The organism is Lysinibacillus sp. NPDC097279, from assembly GCF_044761745.1.
Classification (GTDB): Bacteria; Bacillota; Bacilli; order Bacillales_A; family Planococcaceae; genus Lysinibacillus.
The window spans coordinates 770,117-794,690 of the sequence record NZ_JBIWDA010000001.1 but is presented as its reverse complement, the minus strand read 5'-3'; the positions used below and the strand labels follow the sequence as shown (position 1 = coordinate 794,690).

The 24,574-nt window shown below is 39.9% G+C and carries 27 protein-coding genes; 3 read left to right on the top strand and 24 right to left on the bottom strand.

Annotated elements, in window-relative coordinates:
• Positions 1-10: 10 nt before the first annotated feature.
• Positions 11-766, bottom strand: a complete 756-nt coding sequence (locus ACIQ1H_RS03835; RefSeq protein ID WP_402886634.1) for an SDR family NAD(P)-dependent oxidoreductase — start codon at positions 764-766, stop codon at positions 11-13.
• Positions 767-774: 8 nt separating this feature from the next.
• Positions 775-1,722: an MBL fold metallo-hydrolase gene (locus ACIQ1H_RS03830; protein ID WP_402886632.1), complete on the bottom strand. Its 948-nt coding sequence runs from the start codon at positions 1,720-1,722 to the stop codon at positions 775-777.
• 390 nt (positions 1,723-2,112) lie between these two features.
• On the opposite strand from ACIQ1H_RS03830, the gene proC reads away from it, so the two are divergent.
• Together proC and namA are read left to right on the top strand one after the other, a co-directional pair.
• Positions 2,113-2,919: a pyrroline-5-carboxylate reductase gene (gene proC, locus ACIQ1H_RS03825; protein ID WP_402886630.1), complete on the top strand. Its 807-nt coding sequence runs from the start codon at positions 2,113-2,115 to the stop codon at positions 2,917-2,919.
• A gap of 46 nt (positions 2,920-2,965) precedes the next feature.
• The gene (gene namA, locus ACIQ1H_RS03820; protein WP_402886628.1) at positions 2,966-3,976 is read left to right on the top strand and encodes an NADPH dehydrogenase NamA; all 1,011 of its coding nucleotides are present in this window, start codon (positions 2,966-2,968) and stop codon (positions 3,974-3,976) included.
• Positions 3,977-4,132: 156 nt separating this feature from the next.
• Here namA and ACIQ1H_RS03815 read toward each other — a convergent pair whose 3' ends face one another.
• Both ACIQ1H_RS03815 and ACIQ1H_RS03810 read right to left on the bottom strand, forming a co-directional pair.
• On the bottom strand, positions 4,133-4,411 hold the full coding sequence (locus ACIQ1H_RS03815; protein ID WP_402886626.1) for a YuzB family protein: 279 nt from the start codon (positions 4,409-4,411) through the stop codon (positions 4,133-4,135).
• A gap of 178 nt (positions 4,412-4,589) precedes the next feature.
• Complete coding sequence (locus tag ACIQ1H_RS03810) at positions 4,590-5,471, bottom strand: LysR family transcriptional regulator (RefSeq protein WP_402886624.1); 882 nt, start codon at positions 5,469-5,471, stop codon at positions 4,590-4,592.
• Between the two features lie 124 nt (positions 5,472-5,595).
• Here ACIQ1H_RS03810 and ACIQ1H_RS03805 point away from each other — a divergent pair, with 124 nt between their 5' ends.
• Entirely contained in the window at positions 5,596-6,621 is a 1,026-nt protein-coding gene (locus ACIQ1H_RS03805) for a DUF2332 domain-containing protein (protein WP_402886623.1), read from the top strand.
• Positions 6,622-7,165: 544 nt separating this feature from the next.
• On the opposite strand, the gene ACIQ1H_RS03800 is transcribed toward ACIQ1H_RS03805, so the two are convergent.
• From ACIQ1H_RS03800 to ACIQ1H_RS03705, 20 genes are all read right to left on the bottom strand, one after another.
• Positions 7,166-7,732, bottom strand: a complete 567-nt coding sequence (locus tag ACIQ1H_RS03800) for an NADPH-dependent FMN reductase (RefSeq protein ID WP_173478957.1) — start codon at positions 7,730-7,732, stop codon at positions 7,166-7,168.
• A gap of 12 nt (positions 7,733-7,744) precedes the next feature.
• On the bottom strand, positions 7,745-8,800 hold the full coding sequence (locus ACIQ1H_RS03795) for an LLM class flavin-dependent oxidoreductase (protein WP_402886622.1): 1,056 nt from the start codon (positions 8,798-8,800) through the stop codon (positions 7,745-7,747).
• A gap of 14 nt (positions 8,801-8,814) precedes the next feature.
• On the bottom strand, positions 8,815-9,756 hold the full coding sequence (locus tag ACIQ1H_RS03790) for a ring-cleaving dioxygenase (protein ID WP_402886621.1): 942 nt from the start codon (positions 9,754-9,756) through the stop codon (positions 8,815-8,817).
• Between the two features lie 52 nt (positions 9,757-9,808).
• Positions 9,809-10,252, bottom strand: coding sequence for a MarR family winged helix-turn-helix transcriptional regulator (locus ACIQ1H_RS03785; RefSeq protein WP_402886619.1), 444 nt, complete (start codon positions 10,250-10,252; stop codon positions 9,809-9,811).
• Positions 10,253-10,361: 109 nt separating this feature from the next.
• Positions 10,362-10,982, bottom strand: coding sequence for a sporulation-specific diadenylate cyclase CdaS (cdaS, locus tag ACIQ1H_RS03780; RefSeq protein WP_402886617.1), 621 nt, complete (start codon positions 10,980-10,982; stop codon positions 10,362-10,364).
• A 159-nt stretch (positions 10,983-11,141) separates the two neighbouring features.
• A complete protein-coding gene (locus tag ACIQ1H_RS03775) occupies positions 11,142-11,372 on the bottom strand; it encodes an acyl-phosphate glycerol 3-phosphate acyltransferase (protein ID WP_402886615.1) in 231 nt (76 codons plus the stop codon).
• A gap of 204 nt (positions 11,373-11,576) precedes the next feature.
• A complete protein-coding gene (rnz, locus tag ACIQ1H_RS03770; RefSeq protein WP_402886613.1) occupies positions 11,577-12,509 on the bottom strand; it encodes a ribonuclease Z in 933 nt (310 codons plus the stop codon).
• Between the two features lie 95 nt (positions 12,510-12,604).
• The gene (locus ACIQ1H_RS03765) at positions 12,605-13,441 is read right to left on the bottom strand and encodes a class I SAM-dependent methyltransferase (protein WP_402886611.1); all 837 of its coding nucleotides are present in this window, start codon (positions 13,439-13,441) and stop codon (positions 12,605-12,607) included.
• On the bottom strand, positions 13,438-14,937 hold the full coding sequence (locus ACIQ1H_RS03760; RefSeq protein ID WP_402886609.1) for a cobyric acid synthase: 1,500 nt from the start codon (positions 14,935-14,937) through the stop codon (positions 13,438-13,440). The genes ACIQ1H_RS03765 and ACIQ1H_RS03760 overlap by 4 nt, the downstream gene beginning before the upstream one ends.
• A gap of 107 nt (positions 14,938-15,044) precedes the next feature.
• Complete coding sequence (locus ACIQ1H_RS03755; protein WP_402886607.1) at positions 15,045-15,581, bottom strand: cob(I)yrinic acid a,c-diamide adenosyltransferase; 537 nt, start codon at positions 15,579-15,581, stop codon at positions 15,045-15,047.
• A gap of 14 nt (positions 15,582-15,595) precedes the next feature.
• Positions 15,596-16,156, bottom strand: coding sequence for a nitroreductase family protein (locus ACIQ1H_RS03750; protein WP_402886605.1), 561 nt, complete (start codon positions 16,154-16,156; stop codon positions 15,596-15,598).
• 70 nt (positions 16,157-16,226) lie between these two features.
• Complete coding sequence (gene cobA, locus ACIQ1H_RS03745) at positions 16,227-16,994, bottom strand: uroporphyrinogen-III C-methyltransferase (protein ID WP_173478968.1); 768 nt, start codon at positions 16,992-16,994, stop codon at positions 16,227-16,229.
• A complete protein-coding gene (locus tag ACIQ1H_RS03740; protein WP_402886603.1) occupies positions 16,991-17,629 on the bottom strand; it encodes a precorrin-2 dehydrogenase/sirohydrochlorin ferrochelatase family protein in 639 nt (212 codons plus the stop codon). The genes cobA and ACIQ1H_RS03740 overlap by 4 nt, the downstream gene beginning before the upstream one ends.
• The gene (locus tag ACIQ1H_RS03735; protein WP_402886601.1) at positions 17,622-18,989 is read right to left on the bottom strand and encodes a cobyrinic acid a,c-diamide synthase CobB; all 1,368 of its coding nucleotides are present in this window, start codon (positions 18,987-18,989) and stop codon (positions 17,622-17,624) included. The genes ACIQ1H_RS03740 and ACIQ1H_RS03735 overlap by 8 nt, the downstream gene beginning before the upstream one ends.
• 11 nt (positions 18,990-19,000) lie before the next feature.
• Positions 19,001-20,122 carry a cobalt-precorrin 5A hydrolase gene (locus ACIQ1H_RS03730; protein WP_402886600.1) on the bottom strand — a complete coding sequence of 374 codons (1,122 nt, stop codon included), beginning with the start codon at positions 20,120-20,122 and terminating at the stop codon, positions 19,001-19,003.
• Positions 20,115-20,900 carry a precorrin-4 C(11)-methyltransferase gene (cobM, locus tag ACIQ1H_RS03725; protein ID WP_402886598.1) on the bottom strand — a complete coding sequence of 262 codons (786 nt, stop codon included), beginning with the start codon at positions 20,898-20,900 and terminating at the stop codon, positions 20,115-20,117. Before cobM ends, ACIQ1H_RS03730 begins: the two co-directional genes overlap by 8 nt.
• Positions 20,900-21,607 carry a precorrin-2 C(20)-methyltransferase gene (cobI, locus tag ACIQ1H_RS03720; protein ID WP_402886596.1) on the bottom strand — a complete coding sequence of 236 codons (708 nt, stop codon included), beginning with the start codon at positions 21,605-21,607 and terminating at the stop codon, positions 20,900-20,902. Before cobI ends, cobM begins: the two co-directional genes overlap by 1 nt.
• Positions 21,600-22,820 (bottom strand): precorrin-6y C5,15-methyltransferase (decarboxylating) subunit CbiE, encoded by a 1,221-nt coding sequence (cbiE, locus tag ACIQ1H_RS03715; protein ID WP_402886594.1) that lies wholly within the window; start codon positions 22,818-22,820, stop codon positions 21,600-21,602. Before cbiE ends, cobI begins: the two co-directional genes overlap by 8 nt.
• Complete coding sequence (locus ACIQ1H_RS03710; protein ID WP_402886592.1) at positions 22,777-23,910, bottom strand: cobalt-precorrin-5B (C(1))-methyltransferase; 1,134 nt, start codon at positions 23,908-23,910, stop codon at positions 22,777-22,779. Before ACIQ1H_RS03710 ends, cbiE begins: the two co-directional genes overlap by 44 nt.
• On the bottom strand, positions 23,910-24,569 hold the full coding sequence (locus ACIQ1H_RS03705; protein ID WP_173478976.1) for a precorrin-8X methylmutase: 660 nt from the start codon (positions 24,567-24,569) through the stop codon (positions 23,910-23,912). Before ACIQ1H_RS03705 ends, ACIQ1H_RS03710 begins: the two co-directional genes overlap by 1 nt.
• Between the last annotated feature and the right edge of the window lie 5 nt (positions 24,570-24,574).

Here is a 24,574-nt window from a genome sequence, read left to right as displayed (position 1 = left end):
GACAGGCACTTTATTTTTTGTTGAATAACGGTTTTGCTAAAAATTCGATGGTAGCGGGCGCTAATGCATAAAGTTTACTTGTCCACCCCATCATTCGAGGCAAGTTCACTTCTCGTACTGGCCGTTCAATTGTTTTTACTGTCGCTTGTGCCACCTCTTCTGGCGTTAATAATAATCGTCCTAACGACTCCCGATAACCACTTTCATCATTGACTTTATCTAAAAAAGGTGTGTCAATTGGTCCAGGATGAATGGCTGTTACTTTAATATTGTACGGAGCTAGCTCCATACGCAGGCCATTAGTAAAGCCAACAATGGCGTGTTTTGTCGCAGCATAAACACTTGCTTTAGGCGTCGCTACCTTACCAGCCTGTGAACCAATAAATATTAATTGACCTTGCTCACGCGCAATCATTTTAGTCGCTATACGCTTTGCTAAATAGATTGGGACACGAATATTGAGCTCTACCATTTGAGTAATATCTTCATCAGTTAACATCGGTGCAATAGCAAACTTTCCTACACCAGCTGAAAAAATGGCTACATCGAGCGCAGGTAGTTGTGCACATACTTTATCAATGGCAGTTAGAGAAGTTAAATCCGCTTGTATCACATTAGCACCTAGACGTTGTAATGTTTTTAAAGCTACTTCATTACGCCCTGTTGCATATACGATATGCCCTTGTGCAACTAATAATTCAGTAATTTTCAAGCCAACTCCACTCGTTGCACCTGTTACAAAGATTGTCTTTTTATTCATTTCCATGTATAAACCTACTTTCGTTTAAACAAATAGACACCTTCATTATTCTTCTCAGAAACCACTAGGTTATTTGCCTCTAAATAGTCTAAATGTCCAAGTGTTTTTGATAATGTTAAGCCAAGCTGATGCTGAAAAATCGATGGATATAAACGTTTTGTCATTTGTACGACTGTTAGTTCATCGCTTCCAAATAACTCATACACCTTCATCGATTGATGATGTTGGCGTTCGAGACGCTTCTCAATTAAATGTGGGATGTCTTCTAAATTTGCTCCATGCCCTGTATACATAATGTTGACAGGCAATTGACGCAATATTTCAAGCGATGCATTATATTGCAACAATGATTTTGGACGACCTAATGTGCGATCTAAAGGTGGCTCGATTAATGGATTAGGTGTAATTTTTTCTAATAATAAATCACCGCCGATAACATTATGCGTGTTTTCATCCCAAAAAATGAAATGACTTTGTGCATGTCCTAATGTTTCGATTGCCTTTAAACCAGGATGCCCTGGTACTTCATCTCCATCATGTAAAATTTGTGTCAATGGGCGTTCCCCCACAAGCTCCAATTCTCGACGAACATGGACGCTCTGTTGAATATATTCTCGTGGGACGCCATGTTCGAACAAACGCTCACTGTAAAACATCTCATGATAACGTAAAAACTCTTCGTCATGACGCAGCCATTTATCGTTATAGGCATGACCTAAAATTTCCGCATAAGGAAAAGCATCCACCCAACCTGCATGATCGGGATGGTGATGGGTTAATACAACTTGTTCTATATCTCGTAAATCAAAGCCAGCTGCTCGAATTCCCCATTTTAGGGCATCATAAGCTTCCATTGTTTTTGGACCAACATCAAATATGGTTAATGCATCTCCTTTGACTACAAATGCATTGACGTCTCCTACTGCATAGGGTGTTGGAATTTCTATTTTATGTATCGACAAAGCTGTCTCCCCCTTTTTTACGCTACTAATGAATACCGATTCATCTATTCTACAAGTTTTTCTTTCTTAAGTCACCCCTCCAGTTGACAGCTTGACATATTATCAATATAATTTTGAATAATCAAATTATTTGTGTGCGTTGAGGAAGCCAAGTATGTAGTTGGTGAAGGTGTCAAGAGAGTGTTACATTTGCTGCAAGTAACATCACCCACTCCCATTACAGAACCTACTTCTGAGCAGTTATGACAACATAACCGTCCTCCCTTGCGATAAAAGGGCTAAGAGTTGTGCCAATTGGCAAACAAAGGTGGTACCGCGGAAACGAGAGCGTTTTCGTCCTTCAATATAAGGACGAGAGCGCTTTTTTATTTTGAATCGGAGGTTTTTCCTATGAAAAAAATACTTTTTATTGGTGCAGGTTCCATGGCTGAAGCATTAATGCAAGGCTGGATTAAGCAAAATGTATTTAAAGCACAAGAAATTTATGTCACCAATCGCTCAGATAAGGACCGTTTACAATTTTTACATGACACGTACGGCATTCATTGTAACTTTGAAGAGTCGATTTATCAGCAAGCAGATCTTATTATTTTAGCTATGAAACCAAAGGATGCCATAAAGGCTATGCTTGAGTTGCAATCAAAAATAACAGCGCATACTGCAATTCTTTCGATATTAGCAGGTATTGCCATTAGCACGATAACTGAACAGTTAGGATTACGCCCTGTAGCTCGAGTGATGCCGAATACTTCTGCAACAATTGGTATGTCAGCAAGTGGTATTGCATTTAATGATCAGGTAACAGCTACACAGCGCACAATGTTTTTACAATTATTAGAAGCTGTTGGATCGGTAATTGAGGTGGAGGAAGATCAGCTCCATGCCGTTACAGCGCTATCTGGCAGTGGCCCTGCTTATATTTATTATTTAATGGAAGCATTCGAACGTGTAGGAATTGAAGTTGGACTGTCAAAAGACACTGTAAGATTGCTGATGACGCAAACACTTGCTGGAACAGCTGAAATGCTAAAACAATCCGTTGATGAGCCTAATGTACTGCGGAAAAAAGTTACAAGTCCAGGGGGTACAACAGAAGCTGGAATTAAAGCGCTCGAACAATACCAGTTTAATGAAGCGATTGAAGCATGTATAAAAGAAGCAGAAGCTCGATCTCGCTTACTTGCAAAAAGTAAGTAACCCATGCAAAATAGAGGTATTAACTAGGAATTAGGAGGGCTCTGCTTTGATTAAATTATTTGAACCATACCAGTTACAATCGATTAAGTTAAAAAACCGCATTGTCATGGCCCCAATGTGTATGTATTCTGCTAAGGAGGATGGTTTTGTTACACCTTTCCACCTTGTGCATTATGCAACGCGTGCCGCTGGACAAATTGGATTAATAATATTAGAGGCTACTGCTGTAGTACCTGAAGGTCGAATCTCTAGTAATGACCTCGGTATTTGGGATGATGCGCATATCGAAGGGTTACAGCAATTAGTAACAAATATGCAAGATTACGGTGCTAAAACAGGCATTCAGCTTGCCCATGCAGGACGTAAAGCAACAGTAGATGGTGAAATTTTCGCTCCTTCAGCCATTGCTTTTAGTGATGAGTATAAAACACCATCTGAAATGACACTTGACGATATTAACTATGTCATTGAAGCCTTTAAAAAAGCTGCCGTTCGTGCTCGTCAAGCAGGTTTTGATGTGCTGGAGATTCACGGCGCACATGGCTATCTAATAAGTGAATTTTTATCACCCGCAACGAATAAACGAAGTGATCTATACGGCGGCTCTCAGGAAAATCGCTATCGTTTGCTACGTCAAGTAATTGATGCAATTCGAAGCGTTTGGGAGGGCCCTCTACTCGTTCGTGTTTCTGCGGAAGACTATGCACAAGATGGCACTACAATGGAAGACTTTATCGTCTTTAGTCGATGGATGCAATCACAGGGCGTAGATTTAGTCGATGTCTCCACTGGTGGAGTCGTTCAGGCACATATTCATGCGTTCCCTGGCTACCAAGTTCCACATGCTGAAGCGATAAAGCTTGGGGCAAATATTCCTACTGGTGCGGTTGGTCTCATCACACACGCGCAGCATGCGGAAGAAATTTTGCAAAATAATCGCGCTGATTTAATTTTCTTAGGTCGTGTTTTATTACGAGATCCTTATTGGCCGCTCCATGCTGCAAAAGAACTTGGCGCAAATATCGAACCACCTGTGCAATATGTTCGTGGTTGGTAACTTGACCTCTTAAATCAATACCTTGTCACGCTGATAGCTTGTTAATTTTGAAGCTATCAGCGTTTTTGTTTATTCGCGTTTTCGGTGATTCATGAAACTTTAGCGGCGATTTCTCCATGTTTACAGGCGATTTCCCTACTGCTAAACCCTATCATTTTAAAAAAGTGGGTTCTGCTTGATTTCCTCATCAATTGCTTGTACAAGTGACGGTGCGTCAGGTGCCGTAATAATCTCTCCATTAACAATTGCAAAGAGACCTTGCTCACAAATTTCACAGTGTGATGTACAACCAGATTCTTCTATCTCTATATCTGAGCGTTCAGCTAATACGTCGTAGGCATCAGCTGCACCAAGGGATAAGTTTGTTATGCAAAACTCGACTCTATTCGTCATTAGCTGAGGCTTTTTATTTTTCTTAAACAATGAAAATACCATAAAATCTCCACTCCTTTTAACTACATTCTCCCAGTTTCTAATGCACAGGTCCAATCTAAATGTCCATTTCCTTTACTAGTGTTGATGTCTTCGTGACAATTTAGTAACGAATGTGTATTGAGCAAACCTTTTCGTGAATATCCGCCACAACGGCAAATTTCATTAAACATGCTCCTTTTCATAAGTAGTCCCTTGTTAAAAATAATTGCAATAAATCTTGTGGAACTTGGACAGAATCTTTGTAAAAAAGGTAAACGGGGACACTAGGTAATGCAAACTCTGTAAAGGGCACGATATTAAAGCGGCCTTCCATTCGCTCTCTTCTGACAATCATTCGAGGTAAAAATGACATTCCTAAACCATCTTTGATTAATCGTTTTACAACATATGATTGTGAAATTGACACTTGTCTTGAATAGAAATATTTATTATTAATTTGATGTAATAAATCTTCCCAAATAGTTGGATGATGATGGGTAAATAGTGTATATGTTTGGAATAGTTCTTCGTAATCAATATAAGTACCTGTTTCATCATCAAACGCGTCCAGTGGAATGACCAATTCTAAAGGACTGTCTACTAACAATTCTTGACACCAATTTCGATAGCGTGTTGGCAATAAAGAAATACCTATGTGTGCTTTGTCACTATGAATTAATTCCTCCATTTTCGATGATTCTTCCACTAGAATTGATATATCTATTGTCGGATGTTCATTTATAAACTGGTAAATTACATGCGGTAAAATTGTTTCCACCATTAACGGTGTCATTGCAATGATGATTTTTTCTTTAATGCCCTTCGTCACTAATTGAAAGCGCTCGATGCTTTTTTCCCACTGTTGCATAATTTGTAGCGCTTCCTTTAAAAATAACTGTCCTGCCTCTGTTAACTGCACGCGATTTTTCTCTCGTTTAAATAATGTCACATTTAGAAATTGCTCTAATTGATGGATATGTACAGTAATACTCGGTTGTGAAACATGTAGTTCTTCAGCAGCCATGCGAAAATTACAGAATTTTGCTGCTACAACAAAAGACTTTACCCATTTATAATCCATACCTTCACCTACTTCAATTAAAAATGTTAATTAAATTCATTAAATATATTTAATTTACTAAATTGTATAACAATACTAAACTCAAGGCTAGATAGTTCATTTTACGACAAAGGGGAGAAACAGAATGTTAGCTACGTTAAGTAAGCAGTTCCACACATTCGCAAAAAAGGAATGTAAAAACTCAAGCCCACTTTATGAACATTTAGCCTATCAAATTACTAATGATGAAGAATTATTGCTGATTGCAAAGGAAGCTACTAACGGACAGCCTATTCCTAATTTATTATTTGCTGCTGTACACTATTTGCTATTGACGTATAAGGATGACGACTTAGCTAATTTTTATCCTTCGTTCACTACTGCTACGAAGCCCCTAAATAGTGTATATCCTTTTTTTAAAAAGTTTGTTTTGTCCCATGTAGATGAAGTAAAGAAAATCCTTCAAGAAAGGCTCGTACAAACAAACGAAATCCTTCGTTGTGCTTATCTTTATCCAATGATGACTGAAATTTATCAAAAGCATCGGATGCCATTAACTTTTATTGAAATTGGAGCAAGTGCAGGCCTACAACTTGCTATGGATCAATATAATTACTTTTATAATCAAACGTTGTTAGTTAACAATTCCACTACTAAACTCGTTTTAGCATCGGAGAATATAGGGGATACTCTTCCTCCTTCTATTAGCCAGCCGTTGATTGTGGCACAGAGAATCGGTATTGATTTAAATCCAATGAATGTTACAGAAGATAAAGATGTTGGATGGCTTCAAGCGTTAATTTGGCCTGAACATCATGAACGACGTAAACTTTTAAATCAAGCCATTCCAATCTTACAACAACTCGATGTAACGCTAGTTAAAGGGGATGCAATCGAACGTCTAACAGATATTAGTAGACACATCGATCCACAGACAATGTTAGTTGTCTATCATACGCATGTAACCAATCAAATTCCAGTTAAGTTACGTCATACATTAATCGACCGTTTAAAGGATATTAGTTTAGAAAGGCCACTATATCATTGTTATAATAATTTATTTGATTTGCAGTTACATCAGGACTTTCTGCATGAAGGTAAAATCAAATCCATTCGGACAATCGATCAACCCGATGGTCATGGAAGATGGTTTAAATGGGCGAATGAATAGGTTGACTTCTGACGGTGATTTCCGCAAGGTACCCATGCGAAGTGCCTGCCACCCAAACACATGCGAAGTGTCAGGCACCCAAACAATTCTGAATAGTTGCAGTGTCAGGCACCCAAACAATTTTGAATAGCCAAGTAAAAATCCACGTAGACTCCTGTGGGAACGCACGCGATGTAAGACGCAACAATCCGCGCGTACGCGAGGGTTGCGGCTTACGGGGGTGCCCGCGGAAAGCGAAGTGGATTTTTACGATTTAGGAGCCAATATTATGCTTGGTACCCTGCGAAGTGTCAGGCACCAAAACAATTTTGAATAGTTGCAGTGTCAGGCACCCAAACAATTTTGAATAGCCAAGTAAAAATCCACGTAGACTCCTGTGGGAACAGCACAGAACGTAAGACGCAACTATCTGTGCGTTATAGAGTTGCGGCTTACGTTGTACCCGCAAAAAGCGTCCGCCCGCAATGTAAAACACCACTGCATGACTATCATACAGTGGTGTTTATAATTCTTTTAAATTAGTAGTCTTCCCCTTAAAGTGGTGTTAGAAATCATATTCCGCATCTTTTTTAGCACGGATTTCAGCGAAGGCATCTGCTACCATAATCGTATCTTCGGCTAAACGCTCTAAGCGGAAGAGGACATCGTCATTGACAATTTCTTGACGTAAAAAATCCTTTTCTTCTATAAAAACGTAAGTTGGTACAATATGTGCTTTCATATAAGCAAGTATTGGCTTTAGCTGTTGCTCAACCATTAAATAATGTTTCGATGTCCCTGCTGTTACTATTGCGCTCACTGTTTTGTCTCGAAAGGCATTGACTGGGAGCAAATCGAAAATATTTTTTAAAGTTGCTGGTATGGATGCTTGAAATGTTGGTGTACCAATGACCAATGCATCCGCAGCCATAATAGTTTCTGCTACATACTTCGTATCACCCTCGTAATCTACATAATTACGACCATCACTAAATGCAATATTATACTGAGCTAGGTCAAGAATTGTCACTTCATGCTCTGGGTATTTTTCATGTAGTATATCAACGATTTTATGAATGGCTATTTTTGTTTTTGAGCCTACGATTGAACCTGCTAATGCAACGATTTTCATACTGCTCGCTCCTTATTTCGCTGTATATTTTTTAATTGCTGGTATGATATCATTGCCGATAATTTCAATATTTTTCATCAATTTATCGAAAGGTACCCCACCAAAATCAATTTGTGCCATAAAACGTTGCATGCCATAAAGTTCATATTGATAAAGCAACTTTTCAATAATCTGTTCTTTACTACCGACCATTAATGCATCACGTGGATCGACTGCTTGGGCAAATTGTTGTTTTGGATAGCCGCCTCCACGAATGGCTTGAAAGCCCCCATTTAGGTGTGGGTACATATTTTGCAACGCTTCTTTCGATGTATCCGCAACATAAAATAAACTTGTTGTGGCAATGGGTAGCTGCTCTGCATCAAAACCACTTCTTTCGGCTGCCTCACGATATGCATCGACAGATGGTTTAAAGTTTATTGCAGGTCCGCCTAATGTTGTTAACATCATCGGAATACCCATGTAACCTGCTTTTATCGCACTTGCAGGCGGACCGCCAACAGCGCGCCAAATTGGTAGTGAACCATTTTTAGGCTGTGGCAAAATTTGTGCATTGTGAAGAGGAGCTCTATACTGCCCTTCCCATGTCACGAGCTGTTCATCATTAATTTTTTTTAACAGCTCTAATTTTTCCTCAAAAATTTCTTCGTAGTCCTGTAAATTGACGCCAAGTAAATGATATGCTCCAACTCGTGAACCTCGCCCTGCTACTATTTCTGCACGTCCATCAGATATTAAATCAATTGTCGCAAAATCCTCATAGACTCTTACAGGATCTGAGACACTCAATACGGTTGCAGAGCTTGAAATTTTAATTTTTTTCGTTGCTTGTGCAATCGCGCCTAAAACGACTGTATGTGCTTGTGTTGTAAAATACGATTGATGACTTTCACCTACGCCAAATACATCTATCCCTGCTTGCTCTGCTAATTGGCTCATTTCAATTAGCTCCTGTATACGTTGCTGAGCAGACAACCGCTCACCTGTTAAAGGGTTTGGAATATGATCTCCCAATGAATAAAGTCCAAATTCTAAGCCTGCTGATTGATCGATACGATAGTTTTCCATTGTGCTCTCTCCTTTTAATCAAGTGGTTCTAAAATCGCTTCAATTTCTGCACGTTTTCCTTCTAAAAATGGTGGCAGATCTAGTTTATTCCCCAAATCTTCTATAGCGGAATCTACAGTAAAACCAGGTCCATCTGTCGCCATTTCAAAGAGAATGCCGTTACGATCTCTAAAATAAAGACTTTGGAAGTAATAACGGTCCACAACGCCCGAGCTGTCTAAACCACGTGCTTTAATTAATTCATCCCATTTATTAAGTTCTTCTAGCGTTGCTACTCGTATTGCAAGGTGATGTATACTGCCTCGCCCTGGTTTTTCACTTGGTCCCTCCAATTCCTTAACAAGGATTTCACCAAATGTTTCTCCCGCAATCGATTGAAGTCGTACTTCTTTGTCATCTTCAGTGACAACTGTATAGTCAAAAAGTTCTTGTAATAAATTCACTGTACGCTGTAAATAACGAACCGTAATTTCAACAGTGCCCATCCCTAAAATCCGATGTTCTGGTACAATATCAGTCCCATCCCACACTTGCCATTCGGCTGGAATCGTCTGTCCATTATGATTAATAAGCACCAGACGTAGCCCTTCATGATCTTCAAAAAACAATGCATCTTTACCTGCATATGTCACAATGTCACTATGTTCCACTTGTAAAAGCTCAAAGCGATTTTTCCAGTATATTAAACTATCATAACTTTGGACTAATAACCCTATGCGTGTAATAGCATTCGTTCCACGTACTGTTCGTCCTGCTACAGGCATTTCAAAAAATGTTAATTCTGTTCCAGCTGATCCTGTACGATCACCATAAAATAAATGGTACATCGAAGGCGAATCTTGATTGACTGTTTTTTTCACACGACGTAAACCAAGGATTTTTGTATAAAACGCATTATTGCGTTTGCCATTTTTTGTTAACATTGAAATATGATGATGTCCGCTTAATTTATTCAAAGTAGAGTCCTCCTATTTTCACTTGACTAAGCAAGTGATGCTGTAAAAAAAACTACATCCAAGGTAATTTTTTTTCTCGGCTATGCTTTTCTAGTTTCGACATAAGTGTATATAAAGATTTCATTTCTTCCTCTGATAGCACGTCTTCAAAAAACGAGGATTGAAAGTGAAGCTGACTTGGTGTAGCCGCATCAATTAAATGCTCACCTTTTTTTGTTAATGATATTGTTTTTGTTTTCCAGTTTTGTTTACGCTCAATTAGTCCCTCTTTTTCAAGACGGGCAAGCATTCGTGATATACCACCTTGCGTAACTGTAACTTTTTCCGCGAGCTGCGACTGTGTTAAAGGTGCGTACGTCTTAATTTGAATTAGTACATCAAACTGAGCTGTTGTTAAGTTAAAACGCTTTAAAAATTCATTCGATAGCTGATTACTTTGATTGGTAAAGCGCATCATTCGCAACCATGTTAGTGAGCCTAGTGTATGTTTTTCCATCACTTTGCCCTCCCTTCTTCGAACTGTATTATCACTTTACCACGCAAGTGATTCAGTTGCAAGGGAAATATCTCGAATTTGAGATATTATATAAAGAGCCTATTTTGCACTATAAAATACCATCTGATGTAATAGGATGTAAGCTACCATTAAACGCAAAAGAAATTCTTCCAGTTTCTTCTGAAATCACCATGATTAAAGCATCACTGCGCTCACTTAAACCAATCGCAGCTCGATGTCTCGTTCCAAGTTTTTTATCGCCAGTATTAATGTCTGAAAGTGGTAGTACATTTGCTGCTGAGATAATTCGATTACTCTTAACTAAGACAGCGCCATCATGGAGAGGATTACCTGGGTAAAAAATGGACTCTAATAAAGAATGTGTTAATTCTGCCCCAATATGAATTCCTGGCTTTATAAGATGCTCAATAGGATTCTCTCTTTCAAATACAATTAATCCGCCATGGCGTCTTTTGGACATATTTTGCACGCAAATCGATAGCTCTGGATATTTTTCTGTAAATGGAGACAAATAGCAATTTAAATAAAACGTAGCTGCCTGCATTTCTATCGTTATAAATTGTTCCTTAATGTTATTTAAATCTGCTAGTAGGCATTCTTCTATCGTATCCATTGCGCTTAAACTTTGCTGTAAAGACAATATCAGTTCACTAAGTTCTTCTTTAATGGTTTGTTTTAATGGAGCAGAATCACAATTTGGTTGATTCATGAGTACACCTCAGTTCTTTATAATAACGATTCATACTTTGTATTTTTAGTTTTCCTATATGATAATTTTTTATTCGCTTTATCATTTACTTTCTTTCTATTAAAAAACACGTTGCATCTTTTACAAGATACAACGTGTTGCTTTGAACGTTATAGTTTATTACATATGACCAGCGCGGATTTTTTTGACGATACGAAAGGTTGTAAAAGCTGCTGCTGGTGCAAGTACTGCGATAAAAATGAGCCATACCTTCAAGCTCTCTGTTGATTTTAACAAATCATAATTTGAAGTAACATAAATAATGAGTCCGCCTAATAGTAAATAGCTTAACACGTTTGGAAAGATAACGAGTAAACGTAAAATAGCTGGTGGCATCTTTTGTTGATCCATACAACCACTCCCCTTTACTTAATTATACGGAAATCATCTATTAAACGCACTATATTTCTACAATTACCCTAGCTTTTAACAACTTTACTTTATACTTGCCAGCCGTTTGCTCTAACTTTAGCCTTTTTGGAAAACGTCGATCCTAGTTGTTATGTGCTTTACTCATATTTATCGACTTCCATAGTATTAAACACTCATCGGAAACTATAATAATTTCTCCTGACTCCAATTAAATACCGATTGGTCGGATGTGAGGAAAGTTTGTGGAAAGATTGCTTGAGCTTCTGCTAAAAATACTGGCAAATCATGTGGCAAAAAACGTGCACTTAAATGATTAAGAAGTAAGTATTTTGTACCTGCTCTACTAGCTATCATAGCTGCTTCGACATTTGTTGAATGCCCATAGCTAGCTGCTAAATCGGTTGTGCTTCCATCGAATGTTGCCTCATGTACAAGGATATCTGCATGATCCGCCAATGAAATTGCTTCTTCACAGTATTTCGTATCCCCTAAAATTGTAAGTGTAAAGCCTTTTTTGGGAGGTGCAACAACATCCTTTGCTCTAATGATTGTTCCATTTTCTAGTTCAATGTCTTGTCCTCTTTTCAACCTGCCAAGTAAAGGTCCTTTTGGTACGCCGAAAGTTTGTACTTTCTCCATCAGTAACTCACCAGGTAAGTCCTTTTGCTCTATTCGGTAGCCAAAACATGGAACAACATGACGTAATTCACTAGCATGCACTGTAAACTTTTCATCCTCGTAAATAATACCATCGTGTACTTCTACAAATTGTAATGGGTACGTTAAATGTGTTTTTGATAATGCAAATGTTTGCTCTACCCATTGCTGTAAGCCTGCTGGACCAAAAATAGTCAGCGGCTCATCTCCACCTTGAAAAGACCGCGAGCTCAAAAATCCTGGTAAACCAAAAATATGGTCCCCATGTAAATGTGTAATAAATATTTTTGACACTTTACGTGGCTTTAATGATGTATGCAAAATTTGGTGTTGTGTCGCCTCTCCACAATCAAATAGCCACATTTCACCGTTTTCATCTAGTAGCTTTACCATTAATGCGCTCGTATTGCGTTCCTTTGAAGGCATGCCTGCGCCTGTTCCTAAAAAATGTAGTTGCACAACTGCCACCTCAATTCTTTTCTGTCGTTCTATTGTACCCTATTGCTAAACAGAAGAAAAACCTTTGGTGAAAGCTATCACCAAAGGTTTTTCTATTATTTCGGTTGCCACGATACGAGTGCAGCGTGGAAGTCATGACGATAGTAAAATCGACCGTTTTTTTCCTCAATATACGGGGCAAGCGACTCTTCAACATGTGATCGATTAAAGTCCGCACTTAATATTTTTTTGCTTTGTGTAGTCACAAGCTGTTCATATGTTTCATATTCATACGTTCGCTTTAATGGAATAATGGCACAATCTGCATATATATCCATTTCATAAAGTAAATTCAAAAACTCAATATAATCTCTTCGTGGAAATTTAATATCGTAACCGTATTTATCATGTAATATTTCGTAATGCGGTTGAATTGGTCCTGTTGTCATGCCGATAATCGCACGTTTTTTAGCAAGTCGGTTCATGTGATATAGTGCTGCTTTAATTTCATACATGCGGTAAAAACAATTCACGCCAATTACAATATCATGTGCTGCTAACTCAGTTTCAGCAAGCTTTTCCCATTTCGCATGCACATAGGATACATGGTTCTTATGTTGCAAACAATGTTGCAAGTAGGCAAGTATGCTGTCTGAGCTATCGACACACGTAAGGTTGCTAACATAATCAGCAAGAGGGAACGTATAATTGCCCCACCCTGGACCAATCTCAACTACCGAATGTTGTGGCTGAATATGTTTCTTCATTTCTTCAAAAATTTGAGCTGCATAAGGATCTGTTTGACCCATTTTTTTGCGCGCAATCGACTGAGACCAAAACTGTTCTTCTAACTGATCGTTGACCATGCGCTCTGGCATTTGTCCTTGCCAATCCTTCATTCCTTCTTGCCATAATGCTTCATAGTTAATAGCTAACGGTCCTTTTCTTGTCATCCATGTACCTCAATTTTTAACATCTCGTATATTTTTTCCATATTTAAATTAGCACGCACATGCGATGCTAGCATATTATAGGCATCTTCCCTACGCTCAGCATCACTTTTGACTTCTAAAGGCAATGGGGCAAGACCTTTTGATTGGCGAATTTCGTTGACAAGCTGTCGTGTAAAGGTACGATTATGGAATAGACCATGGAAATATGTACCGATAACTTGTTCATCTGCACTTACAGCTCCATCAACACGTCCATCTGCTAACTGTAAAAATGGTGATACTTCATCTCGTAAAATGTTTGTGCGACCAAGATGGATTTCATAGCCTGTCAGTGTGTCATTTCCTCGCACTCCCGACATTTGCACAGTTTTTTTATCTCCTACAAATACTGTTTCTATTGGTAATAGACCAAGTCCATGTGCTGAATCACCATTTCCTTCAACTGCCTCAGGATCGAGTAATACTTCACCTAGCATTTGAAAGCCGCCACATATGCCAATAATTTTAGTTCCACGTGCACGTAAGCTTGCAATCGCCTGTGCAAAGCCTTGTGCTTTAAGCCATGCTAAATCATCCATTGTGCTTTTGGTGCCTGGTACTATGAGTAAATCTGGTGTTCCTAGCTCTGCTACGTTACCGATTAGTCGCACACCTACCTCTGGCTCATCAAAAAATGGATCAACATCTGTAAAATTCGATATACGAGGTAAACGTATCATCGCCACATCAACTGAAAACTCTCCAGGCTTTGGTTTTTTAAATCGCAGTGCAGACAGCGCTAATGAATCCTCCGCTTCGATATTGACATCTACATATGGCACAACGCCTAGCACAGGGATGCCTGTTTCACGTTCAACCCATTCAATGCCATCGTCTAATAGCTCACGCATGCCTCGAAATTTATTAATGATAAGCCCCTTTACACGTGCACGCTCGGCATCATCAAGTAAAGCGAGTGTCCCAATAATCGAAGCAAACACACCACCGCGGTCAATATCTGCCACTAACACAACTGCCGCATCTGCTAAATGTGCCATGCGCATATTCGCGATATCACGATCTTTTAAATTAATTTCAGCTGGGCTTCCCGCACCTTCAAGCACAATGACATCATATGTATTTTGTAACGTACGTACTGACTCCTCAACAATCGGCATAGCTTGCTGTACAAATTGGTTGCGATAGCTCTTGGCATCCATATTTAAAAAATGCTTGCCGTGAACAATTACCTCAGATACCATATCCTGTTTTGGCTTTAATAAAATCGGATTCATATGTGTTGTCGCGACAACACGAGCTGCTTCAGCCTGTACCCCTTGTGCGCGGCCAATTTCCCCGCCATCCTCGGTTACAAATGAATTTAGCGCCATATTTTGCGACTTAAAAGGTACCACTTTTAGCCCATCATCTGAAAAAATACGACATAATGCCGTACATATCATACTTTTCCCAACGTCAGAGGCTGTTCCTTGAATCATAATTGATTTTGCTGGCATTCTGATTTCCCTCCTTGATAATTAGGAGGGTCGCTTATATTCAGTGACTTAAATCACTACTGAATATCCCCCCATAGAATGTAATATCGTAATTTGAACAGATAGATTTAGAATTCTAGTCCTTTGACTGCAGGAATTCCCTCTTCATAATAATGTTTCGTTGCATCTATTGTTGATACTAAGTCTGCCATAGCAATAAGGGCGGGGTTCGCACTGCGTCCTGTTACGACAAGGTGCATTGTGGAAGGACGCTGTGCAATGGCTTCGAGCACTTCAGCTAATGGGAGTACGTCATCGATTGGAAATTTTGTAATTGCGAGCGCATTGTTAAGCTCATCTAGAACGAGTAAATCAATGCTGTCATCTTGTAATGCTTGCTTTGTTTTTTGCCAAGCTTTTGCTAATGCAGCACGATGTTCCTCGGGTGTTTTTGTCCAAGTAAACCCTATTCCCATTTGCTCCATTTCTACTCCAAGTTTTGACAAGGCGATTTTTTCACCGTACGTACGCTCTGGCGATTTTATAAACTGCATATAACGCACATTTAAACCACGCCCTACCGCGCGTAATGTTACACCAAGGGAAGCTGTCGTTTTTCCTTTGCCATCACCTGTGTATACTAAAAATAAACCTTTTCTAGCCATTTCTCCTACCTCCTTTAGAGCCAAGTTGTTTTTTCTTCAAATGATGTACGTTTTTTTTCTTTAAGCTCTTGCTCTTCGGGATAACCTATGAAAATAGTACCTACGACCTTTTGATTGTCACCTGCACCGATGAATGTATGCATGCGAGAATCATGCACAAGTCCAACACCTCTCGTACGCCAAACAAATCCTAACCCTAGCTCCTCGGCAGCTAGCCACATAGACATAATCGCACTGCATACAGCAAAAATATTGTCTTCTGTTGCGTCTTTATCATCTTCCACAATATCGGCTGTCACCACTATTGCCACAGGTGTTGTTTGGACAACCTTTAATGAACTTTCCACTAAATGAGGCTTCGTTGGAAATCGTTCTTGCAAATATGTACTAGCCATTGCTTCATAACGGTTCATTGCGTCACCTTCTATAACATAAAAATGCCAAGGTTCTCGCATTCGGTCATTAGGTGCATACGTCGCAGCTTGTAAAATTTGCTCTATTTTTTCTTTCTCAATAGGCTGGTTTGTATAGTTACGAATTGCTCGGCGATTTTTTAATGCTTCCATTACTGTCATTTAGTGATCCTCCTTTGATCTATCTCTTTTGTCATTTGCTCGACTTTTTATTTATATAAGAAAATAGCAATTAGCTAAAAGCGAGCCCTTGCTCTTCAAACCATTGAATTTTTTCACGAACCTTAACTACGTCCCCTACAACAATCATAGACGGATTATGATAACCCTCTCGATCAATAATACTAGCAATGTCATTTAGTGGTCCTGTTATTGTACGTTGTTGCTCAGTTGTCCCCCATTCAATGACCGCAACGGGCGTAGTCGCTGGGCGACCATTGTCAATGAGTTTTTTCGCGATATATGCAATATTGCCTACACTCATATAAAATGCGACAGTATCAATACCAGTTGCAAGTGCTGGCCAATTTAAAAAATCTTGTCCTTTTTCCTCTCGACCATGACCTGTAACTAGTGCAAAACTTGTAGCAAAATCTCTATGTGTAACAGGAATGCCTGCGTAGGCAGGAGCTGCAATTCCCGCAGTAATACCTGGTACCACTTCATAACGTATATCGTGATTTTTCAATATTTCAGCCTCTTCAGCACCACGACCAAAAACAAAGGGATCACCACCCTTTAAACGAGTTACAACTTTGCCTTCTTGTGCTCTCTCTACAAGCAATGCATTAATTTCGTCTTGAATTAGATGGTGCTTACCAGGCAATTTACCACAGTACACAAGCTCTGCATCTTTTTTTGCAAAATCCAATAATTTCGGATTCACTAGACGATCGTATGCAATGACATCGGCCTTTTGAATACATTCTAGCCCATACACTGTAATGAGCTTTGGATCTCCCGGGCCAGCCCCTACTAAATATACAATTCCCTCTTTCATCGCGTTTCTCCCGTCAATAGTTGTTGTAAATAGGCCTCTCGTCGGTCAATCTCTCCACTTCGTGTCCATTCTAATAACTTTGGCTCAAGTAATGCTTGTAACGCGGCACGTCTTTGGTCACCCTTATCAAATGTAGCAGTAACCATTAGACGCGCTTGTTGTAAAAAGCATACGTAATCCTCATAGACGTTATCAAACTGCTCCGCTAAATCTTCTTTAATTTTGCGTGCGAGTGCTGGACTTGCACCAGATGTGGAAACTGTCAACACTAAAGGGCCGCGACGAATGGTTGCAGGAGTTATAAAGTCGCTCTCTCCTTGTACATCTGCGCGATTTAAGAGTTGCCAATGTTGCGCTGCTTCTTGGACCGCATTGTTGACGTTCGTATGATTCGTTGCGGCAATAATTAATATTGCATCATCTAAATCACGTGGCTCAAATTCTTTTTCGCGCCATGTAATTTGCCCTGATTCTGCAAGTGGCACTAATGAGTTGTGTAAAGTTGGACTAACTACTACAATATTTGCTTTAGCAGGTAGCAATGAAGTAACCTTTTGCGTTGCAACATGACCTCCACCAACAATAACAACTGTTTTATATTCAATATTTAAATGGATAGGAAAGTAATTAGTCATGTGTTTTCACCTTCTTACATGCAGTTAACCAGTTATCAACTAGCTTTGGATTGGAAACAAAATGAAAATGCGTATAGCCTGCTACTAAATTTCCGTTTTGGTAACCTTCTTGTTTATTGCCAAAACGCCCTTTTGTTTCGTAGGCAGGCGTTTCATGGGTACCACTGTATGAAGAATAATGGAATTCATGCCCCTTTGCTTGTTCGTCCTGACCGATTAAAAAGTTAGACGTTGTTCCAAAAATTTCACGATAGCCAAGTGCCGCAAGCTTTGTTTGCATCGCTACCTCCCCAGGAATAACTCCTAGCATTTCATGGCGTTCTCCTTGACTATTTGTAATTGCTTCAGTCAAATACATAAAGCCTCCGCATTCCGCTAATGTCGGTAAACCTTTCGTGATGGCTTCACGAATGGAAGATTTTACGATTTCATTTTTTGCTAGCGTATCGGCAAACTCCTCTGGGAAGCCCCCACCGATATATAAACCATCTGCTTCCGCTGGTACGGGTTCATTTGCAAGTGGTGAGAAAAATTGCACTGTTGCACCTTTAGCTCGTAAAAGTGCTAGATTTTCCTCGTAATAGAAATTGAATGCAGCATCTTTTGCAACAGCAATACAAATATCTTTTGTAGGTTGTGTGGCAAATAGTTGTCCCGTCTCTTTTAGAACGGGTGCCTTTGTTAATGACAATAGTAAATCCAAATCAATCGTCTCTGCCATTAAAGCACCTAGCTTGTCAAAAAATGAATCGAGCTCACCACGTTCAATCGCAGGAATAAGCCCTAAATGGCGACTTGGAATATCTATGCCTGTTTCACGTTTTAAATAGCCGATAACTGGAATACCACATTCCTGCTCAATCGCAGCTTTGGCAATTTCATAATGACCAACACTGCCTACTTGGTTCGCAATAACGCCGACAATGTTTGGCTGGTCAGATAGTAGCTGAAAGCCCTTAACTACAGCTGCTACGCTGCGAGCCATACTTGCACAATTAACGATTAAAATAACTGGACTTTCTGTCACAACACTAATGTCCGCAGCCGAACCTTCATCAGACAACGGACTTTTGCCATCATAAAAGCCCATTACGCCTTCTATAATCGAAACGTCTGCATCCATGCTCGCACGTGCAACAATATCACGTACCGCATCATGCGAAAACATCCAGCTATCAATATTACGTGATACACGTCCAGTTACGGCTGTATGGTAACTAGGATCTATATAATCAGGACCACATTTAAAGCCTTGTACGACTTTACCTTTTTCTTGCAAAGCTTTCATAAGGCCAATTGTAAATGTTGTCTTGCCAACACCACTGCCTGTCCCTGCAAGTACAAAGCGATTTGTTTGCATAGGATTCCTCCTTAATATACTAATCTTGCTACAGAAATCGTAGCATTGCCTGATTTTTTCTTTGGTAATAGCAGTGAATCAACCTGTGCATAGCGCATAGCAGCTGGTTCACTTACCCCATATGCCCCTGTATATTTAAATACTGTCTCAGATGGTGATGGGAAATTGATTTCATTTAATTGTTCGGGAGTATATGTTACGAACGCCCAATCATATTTTTTTGTTATTTCAATAAAGCATGATTCATCTTTTTTCAAATCAATTGTACAAAGTGCTTTGACACTTTTTTTCGAAAGCTTCAGCTCTGCTAGCGTTTCATCAATAACTTGTTCAATCTCTTCAACTGCCGTCCCACGATTACAGCCCATACCAAGTACAATCGTTTTTGGTCGATAAATGACGCCATTTTCAAGAAGCACTTCTTCCTCAGGTTCAATGAGACGGTCGGTAATGAACAGCGTAGCGTGTGGTTTTGCTTCAATCGCATCGTGTGCTGATGGGTAAATTTTTATTTGCTCAGGCATTGGTGTATCACGCATCCACCAATCACGTTCCCCAGCTTCCTGCACAATTGCAACGTGTTCTTCATTAACAACAGAGGCGCTAACAGGTGTTAGCTTATCTGCACTGTCCCAAACCCAGCCAAAGCGAGCACCAAATAAGTCAACAGGAATTGTTTTTTGAACGTCAGAAGCTGTTGTAATAATAGGGTTTGCTCCAAGCGCCGCTGCAACTTCATGCGTTAGCTCATTCGCTCCGCCTAAATGGCCCGATAGCACACTTATCACATTTTCCCCACGGTCATCAATAACAACCACACCAGGATCAGTCTTCTTATTCTGTAAAATTGGTGCAATCATGCGTACCACTGCACCAAGTGAAATAATTAAGATTAAACCTTTATACTGCTTAAAAAGCGTCGGTAGTAATAAACGAACAGTACCAGAAAAAAGCTGAATATGCTTTTCATCTTCGTCGCCCTGTTCAAATTTACTCATATAATATAGGTCGCTTGCCGCAAATGTTTGCTGTAGCTTGCGACCGATTTGAACACCATGCTTTGTAATGGCCACAACAGCATACGGATTGCGCTGATCAACTGCAGGCAATACACCCTCTTGTAATTCAATCACTTGTTTTCACACCTTTTCGGAAGCCATGTGTAAAGGTCGCATCATATAGTTTTGAGCGGTACTCGTCTTTATCATGGATATTTGGGTCTAATGCCCAACCAGCTAAAATCATCGCATGCTTACGAATACCATTGACACGCATCGCTTCATCAAGCTCAACTAATGTCGTACGAACAATTTTTTGATCGGGCCAAGTTGCACGCTGAATGACCGCAACTGGTGTATCATCAGACCATCCCGCACTTTGCAATTCTTTGACAATTTTCTTTGTTAGCGTTGCACTTAAAAACAGCGCAATCGTACAATGATGGCTGGCAAGATCACGTAGCTTTTCAAACTCAGGTACAGGTGTACGACCTTCTGCACGTGTTAAAATAAGCGTTTGTGTTAAATCAGGAATGGTTAATTCCGCACCAATTGCCGCCGCTGAAGCAAATACCGAGCTAACTCCAGGAATAACTTCGTAGCCAATCCCTTCCTTCTTCAACAATGCAATCTGTTCCATGATAGCACCATACATCGCAGGGTCGCCCGTATGCATACGTGCGACTACTTTCCCTGCATTGACATGTTCAACCATGACCGCCACCATTTCTTCTAAATGCATACCAGCTGTACGAATAACTTCCGCATCTGGCTTTGCCTTTGCAATAAGATCTTCATTGACTAGTGAATCCGTATACATGACAACATCCGCTGTTTGTAGCATATGTAAGCCTTTAACTGTAATTAATTCTGGGTCTCCTGGGCCTGCACCAACAATATAAATTTTCTTCATTATTTACGCACCACCATTAACGTTAAATATTCTAAATCTACACCGTCTAGCTCACGCACATCCCAAATAATTTCCTCATCGGACGTAACCTTTGTCACAACGGAAGCCTTATCAAGCAAGTCTAAATCACGTAGCACTTCTAACATTAAATCAATAACCTTTGCTACTTTTATAAATACAACCGCATCATGACTTTCAATGGCTTCACGCATTGCTTCATAATTATCATGTGCTGGAACGATAGCAACACGATCATCTCCATCCGCAAGGGCAATGCCTAGTCGTGATGCAGAACCATTGAACGAAGAAATACCAGGTACTGTACGAATTTCTACATCTGGATGCGTGTCTTGCATTAACTTCATCATATGAATAAAAGTACTATATAAAAGAGGATCACCTTCTGTCACAAATGCAACATCCTTGCCTTCTTTCAATTTACCATAAACAAGTTCAACAGATTTCGTCCATTCACGTTCTAAAACTGCTTCATCCTTCGTCATTGGGAAAACAAGACCAAGCATATCTTTTTCCTCAGGATTAATGTAAACATCTACAATGCGATGTGCATAGCTTTTACTACCCTTTAATTTTTTCGGGTAGGCAATAACGGGTGACTCCTGGATAACTCGAAATGCTTTTACTGTAATTAATTCTGGGTCGCCAGGGCCTACGCCTAAGCCATATAAAATACCAAGATTACTCATGATTTTCTTCCTTTCGATATGCCGAAATAATATAGATCGGGTTTAATGGGACAAAGCGAGTCATATCTAAAATTGGTTTACTACGTGCAAGTTGCGCCTGTAAAATTTCTACTGCAAAGCCACAAGCTTTAAACGCCTCAACTGCCTTATATAAATTTTCAATTGTAGCCGCATTTAAGACAATGCGACCATTGGGCTTTAAGCGCGCACAGCAAAGCTGTAATAACTCCACCATTTCCCCACCTGTTCCGCCGATAAAAATCGCATCTGGGTCTGGAAAATGTTCAAGTCCAGCTGGCGCTTTACTATGAATAGCGGTAATGTCCACGCGGAATTTCTGTTGATTTTGTAGACAGTTTTCTAAATCAGGAGCATTTTTTTCCACTGCATACACTTGACCTTCAGGTGCCAGTTTACCAGCTTCAATTGCCATCGATCCTGTGCATGTACCAACATCCCAAATCGTACTATCCTTTTGAATTTGCATAGCTTGTAAACTTAACACACGAATTTCCTTTTTCGTAATTAGTCCTTTGTCTGGTTTACGTTGCGAAAACTCTTCATCATCAATACCAAGTGTATAGTGCTTAGGAGCTGATGTTTGCTGTAGGATAACAACATTTAAAGGTGAAAATTCTGCTTTTTCTAATTCATCAAGAGTATACCAGCCATATTTTTCATCAATACCTTGTAAATTTTCTGCCACAAAAGCTCGGTATTCGGTTATACCAAAATGCTTTAAATAACGTGCCAGCGCATTTGGATTATTGTCTGCATCTGTTAGTAAAGCTACTTTCTTTTTGCCATCAATACGTTGCGCTAAGCCTTTCATTGGTCGCCCGTGAATACTCGTTACATAGGCATCCTGCCAGCTTTCGCCCATTTTTGAAAATGCGAGCTGCACGGAGCTCATATACGGATATACTTCGATATTCAGCTTCTTGGCTAAATAGCCCCCGATGCCATAAAACAAAGGATCACCTGAAGCTAAAATAACTGTCTGTCTCGTTTCTTCGGTGAGTTTTTCAACAAGCGTTGAAAGTCCGCCTTTAATGACCATTTTTTCTCCTGTAAAGCTTGGGAAAAAATCAAGGATACGCTCACCACCTACGAGCACCTCACAGTCTTCAATCCACTGTCTATACAGTGGTAGCAAACTTTCCTGTCCGTTATCCCCGATCCCAATCAATTTCATCGATTGATGCAATGTCATCAGCCCTTCCTAATAATTGTCCCTGCATCGAATAAATCGATGTGGAGAGCGTCATGCCCCCTCTAATATGATGTAAAGATGAATAACAGCACGCCTCGCATAGGTGATGAAAGAAAGCATCATAGCCTTTTTCAGCCATGATTTCACCAACCTGTGATGCGGTATTTGCCTCTCTTACTTGCGCTACTGTTTCCTCATCTGCCCCAATATCAATGGCTAGCTGCGCTAAAAAATTAAAATCAATGGCTGCGCTTTTGGAGTGCACCATCATTACACCTTGTGCTACTTTCGAAAATTTTCCCATCATTCCAACGAGCGATACTTGCTTAATGCCAAGTCGTTTACAATGCTTTAATGTAAAGCCGACAAAATCACCCATTTCAATAAATGCTTCCTCAGGTAATGTAGGATATTGGGCCATCCCAAACTTTTCACTTCGCCCACCTGTTGTGACAACAACATGTTCACAGCCAGCTGCCCTAGCGACACTAATAGCTTGAACAATACTTGCCATATATGCAGAACTCGAAAAAGGCACGACGGTTCCCCTTGTGCCTAAAATGGAAATGCCCCCAATAATGCCAAGACGACCATTTAATGTTTTTTTTGCAATTTCCTCACCTTCTGGTACAGAAATAACAACATTTACGCCGCGATTAATTTGAAACTCGTCTAGCACATCTTGTACGGTACTATGTATCATTTTTCGTGGTACAGGGTTAATTGCTGCTTCCCCAACAGCAACAGGCAAGCCGGGCTTTGTTACGCGCCCGACGCCAATACCTCCATCTAAATGTATCCCAGGTGTATTAGCCCAGCTTACTGTGCCAATAATAAGGGCTTTGTGTGTCGCATCTGGATCATCACCAGCATCCTTAATCGTTTCACAGCTTACTTCATTGCTGCTAAACGTACATTTTTCAATCGTAAATGTTGCGTCTCGTCCAATAGGCAAATGAATAGTACTCGTTTCTTGCTCTTCGTTTGTAATGAGTGCTAGTAATGCTGCTTTCGTAACTGCAGTTGCACAGGCTCCTGTTGTATAACCGTGACGCATGTCTTTAGGATCCTTTTTTGGCTTCCGCTCCATTATTTTTTCGCCTGTTCATCCGCTAATAATGAAACGGCATTTAAAGCAGCAACCGTCACTGTACTACCGCCTTTACGCCCAACATTTGTAATATAAGGAATTCCCTCTAGCTTTAACAGCTCTTCTTTCGACTCTGCTGCTGATACAAAGCCTACTGGCATACCAATAATTAAGTCTGGTTTGGCTAACCCTTCTTTAATTAAGCGAATTAACTCTAGTAAGGCTGTCGGTGCATTTCCGATTGCATAAATGCCACCTTCGTGTAATTTTGATGCCTTCTGCATAGAGATAATCGCACGCGTTGTATTTTGTTTTTTCGCTTCAATAGAAACGTCTTCATCTGCGATATAGCAGTGTAAATCCCCACCATGCTTTTGGAAACGTTTTTTTCCTGAACCACTTTCAATCATTTGTACATCAGCAATGACATGACGACCTGCAAGGATTGACTTAATGCCTGCTTCAATCGCTCCTGGTGTAATAATGACGCTACGTCCTAATTCAAAGTCAGCAGAAGCATGGATAATACGACGTACAATTTTCCACTCATCTTCTGTAAAATCATGTTCGCCCATTTCCTCTGCAATTATCGAGAAACTATAGTCATAAATTTTGTCTGGGTCTACTGTTAATGGTTTGAAATCTGTTTTGAAATCCATATGGA

Bases quoted from the DNA above. Each gene is read 5' to 3' on its own strand.
- ACIQ1H_RS03835 (WP_402886634.1), bottom strand. From the start codon at position 766: ATGGAAATGAATAAAAAGACAATCTTTGTAACAGGTGCAACGAGTGGA.
- proC (WP_402886630.1), top strand. From the start codon at position 2,113: ATGAAAAAAATACTTTTTATTGGTGCAGGTTCCATGGCTGAAGCATTA.
- ACIQ1H_RS03815 (WP_402886626.1), bottom strand. From the start codon at position 4,411: ATGGTATTTTCATTGTTTAAGAAAAATAAAAAGCCTCAGCTAATGACG.
- ACIQ1H_RS03810 (WP_402886624.1), bottom strand. From the start codon at position 5,471: ATGGATTATAAATGGGTAAAGTCTTTTGTTGTAGCAGCAAAATTCTGT.
- ACIQ1H_RS03805 (WP_402886623.1), top strand. From the start codon at position 5,596: ATGTTAGCTACGTTAAGTAAGCAGTTCCACACATTCGCAAAAAAGGAA.
- ACIQ1H_RS03800 (WP_173478957.1), bottom strand. From the start codon at position 7,732: ATGAAAATCGTTGCATTAGCAGGTTCAATCGTAGGCTCAAAAACAAAA.
- ACIQ1H_RS03795 (WP_402886622.1), bottom strand. From the start codon at position 8,800: ATGGAAAACTATCGTATCGATCAATCAGCAGGCTTAGAATTTGGACTT.
- ACIQ1H_RS03785 (WP_402886619.1), bottom strand. From the start codon at position 10,252: ATGGAAAAACATACACTAGGCTCACTAACATGGTTGCGAATGATGCGC.
- cdaS (WP_402886617.1), bottom strand. From the start codon at position 10,982: ATGAATCAACCAAATTGTGATTCTGCTCCATTAAAACAAACCATTAAA.
- ACIQ1H_RS03775 (WP_402886615.1), bottom strand. From the start codon at position 11,372: ATGGATCAACAAAAGATGCCACCAGCTATTTTACGTTTACTCGTTATC.
- ACIQ1H_RS03765 (WP_402886611.1), bottom strand. From the start codon at position 13,441: ATGACAAGAAAAGGACCGTTAGCTATTAACTATGAAGCATTATGGCAA.
- ACIQ1H_RS03760 (WP_402886609.1), bottom strand. From the start codon at position 14,937: ATGCCAGCAAAATCAATTATGATTCAAGGAACAGCCTCTGACGTTGGG.
- ACIQ1H_RS03755 (WP_402886607.1), bottom strand. From the start codon at position 15,581: ATGGCTAGAAAAGGTTTATTTTTAGTATACACAGGTGATGGCAAAGGA.
- ACIQ1H_RS03750 (WP_402886605.1), bottom strand. From the start codon at position 16,156: ATGACAGTAATGGAAGCATTAAAAAATCGCCGAGCAATTCGTAACTAT.
- cobA (WP_173478968.1), bottom strand. From the start codon at position 16,994: ATGAAAGAGGGAATTGTATATTTAGTAGGGGCTGGCCCGGGAGATCCA.
- ACIQ1H_RS03740 (WP_402886603.1), bottom strand. From the start codon at position 17,629: ATGACTAATTACTTTCCTATCCATTTAAATATTGAATATAAAACAGTT.
- ACIQ1H_RS03735 (WP_402886601.1), bottom strand. From the start codon at position 18,989: ATGCAAACAAATCGCTTTGTACTTGCAGGGACAGGCAGTGGTGTTGGC.
- cobM (WP_402886598.1), bottom strand. From the start codon at position 20,900: ATGAAGAAAATTTATATTGTTGGTGCAGGCCCAGGAGACCCAGAATTA.
- cobI (WP_402886596.1), bottom strand. From the start codon at position 21,607: ATGAGTAATCTTGGTATTTTATATGGCTTAGGCGTAGGCCCTGGCGAC.
- cbiE (WP_402886594.1), bottom strand. From the start codon at position 22,820: ATGACATTGCATCAATCGATGAAATTGATTGGGATCGGGGATAACGGA.
- ACIQ1H_RS03710 (WP_402886592.1), bottom strand. From the start codon at position 23,910: ATGGAGCGGAAGCCAAAAAAGGATCCTAAAGACATGCGTCACGGTTAT.
- ACIQ1H_RS03705 (WP_173478976.1), bottom strand. From the start codon at position 24,569: ATGGATTTCAAAACAGATTTCAAACCATTAACAGTAGACCCAGACAAA.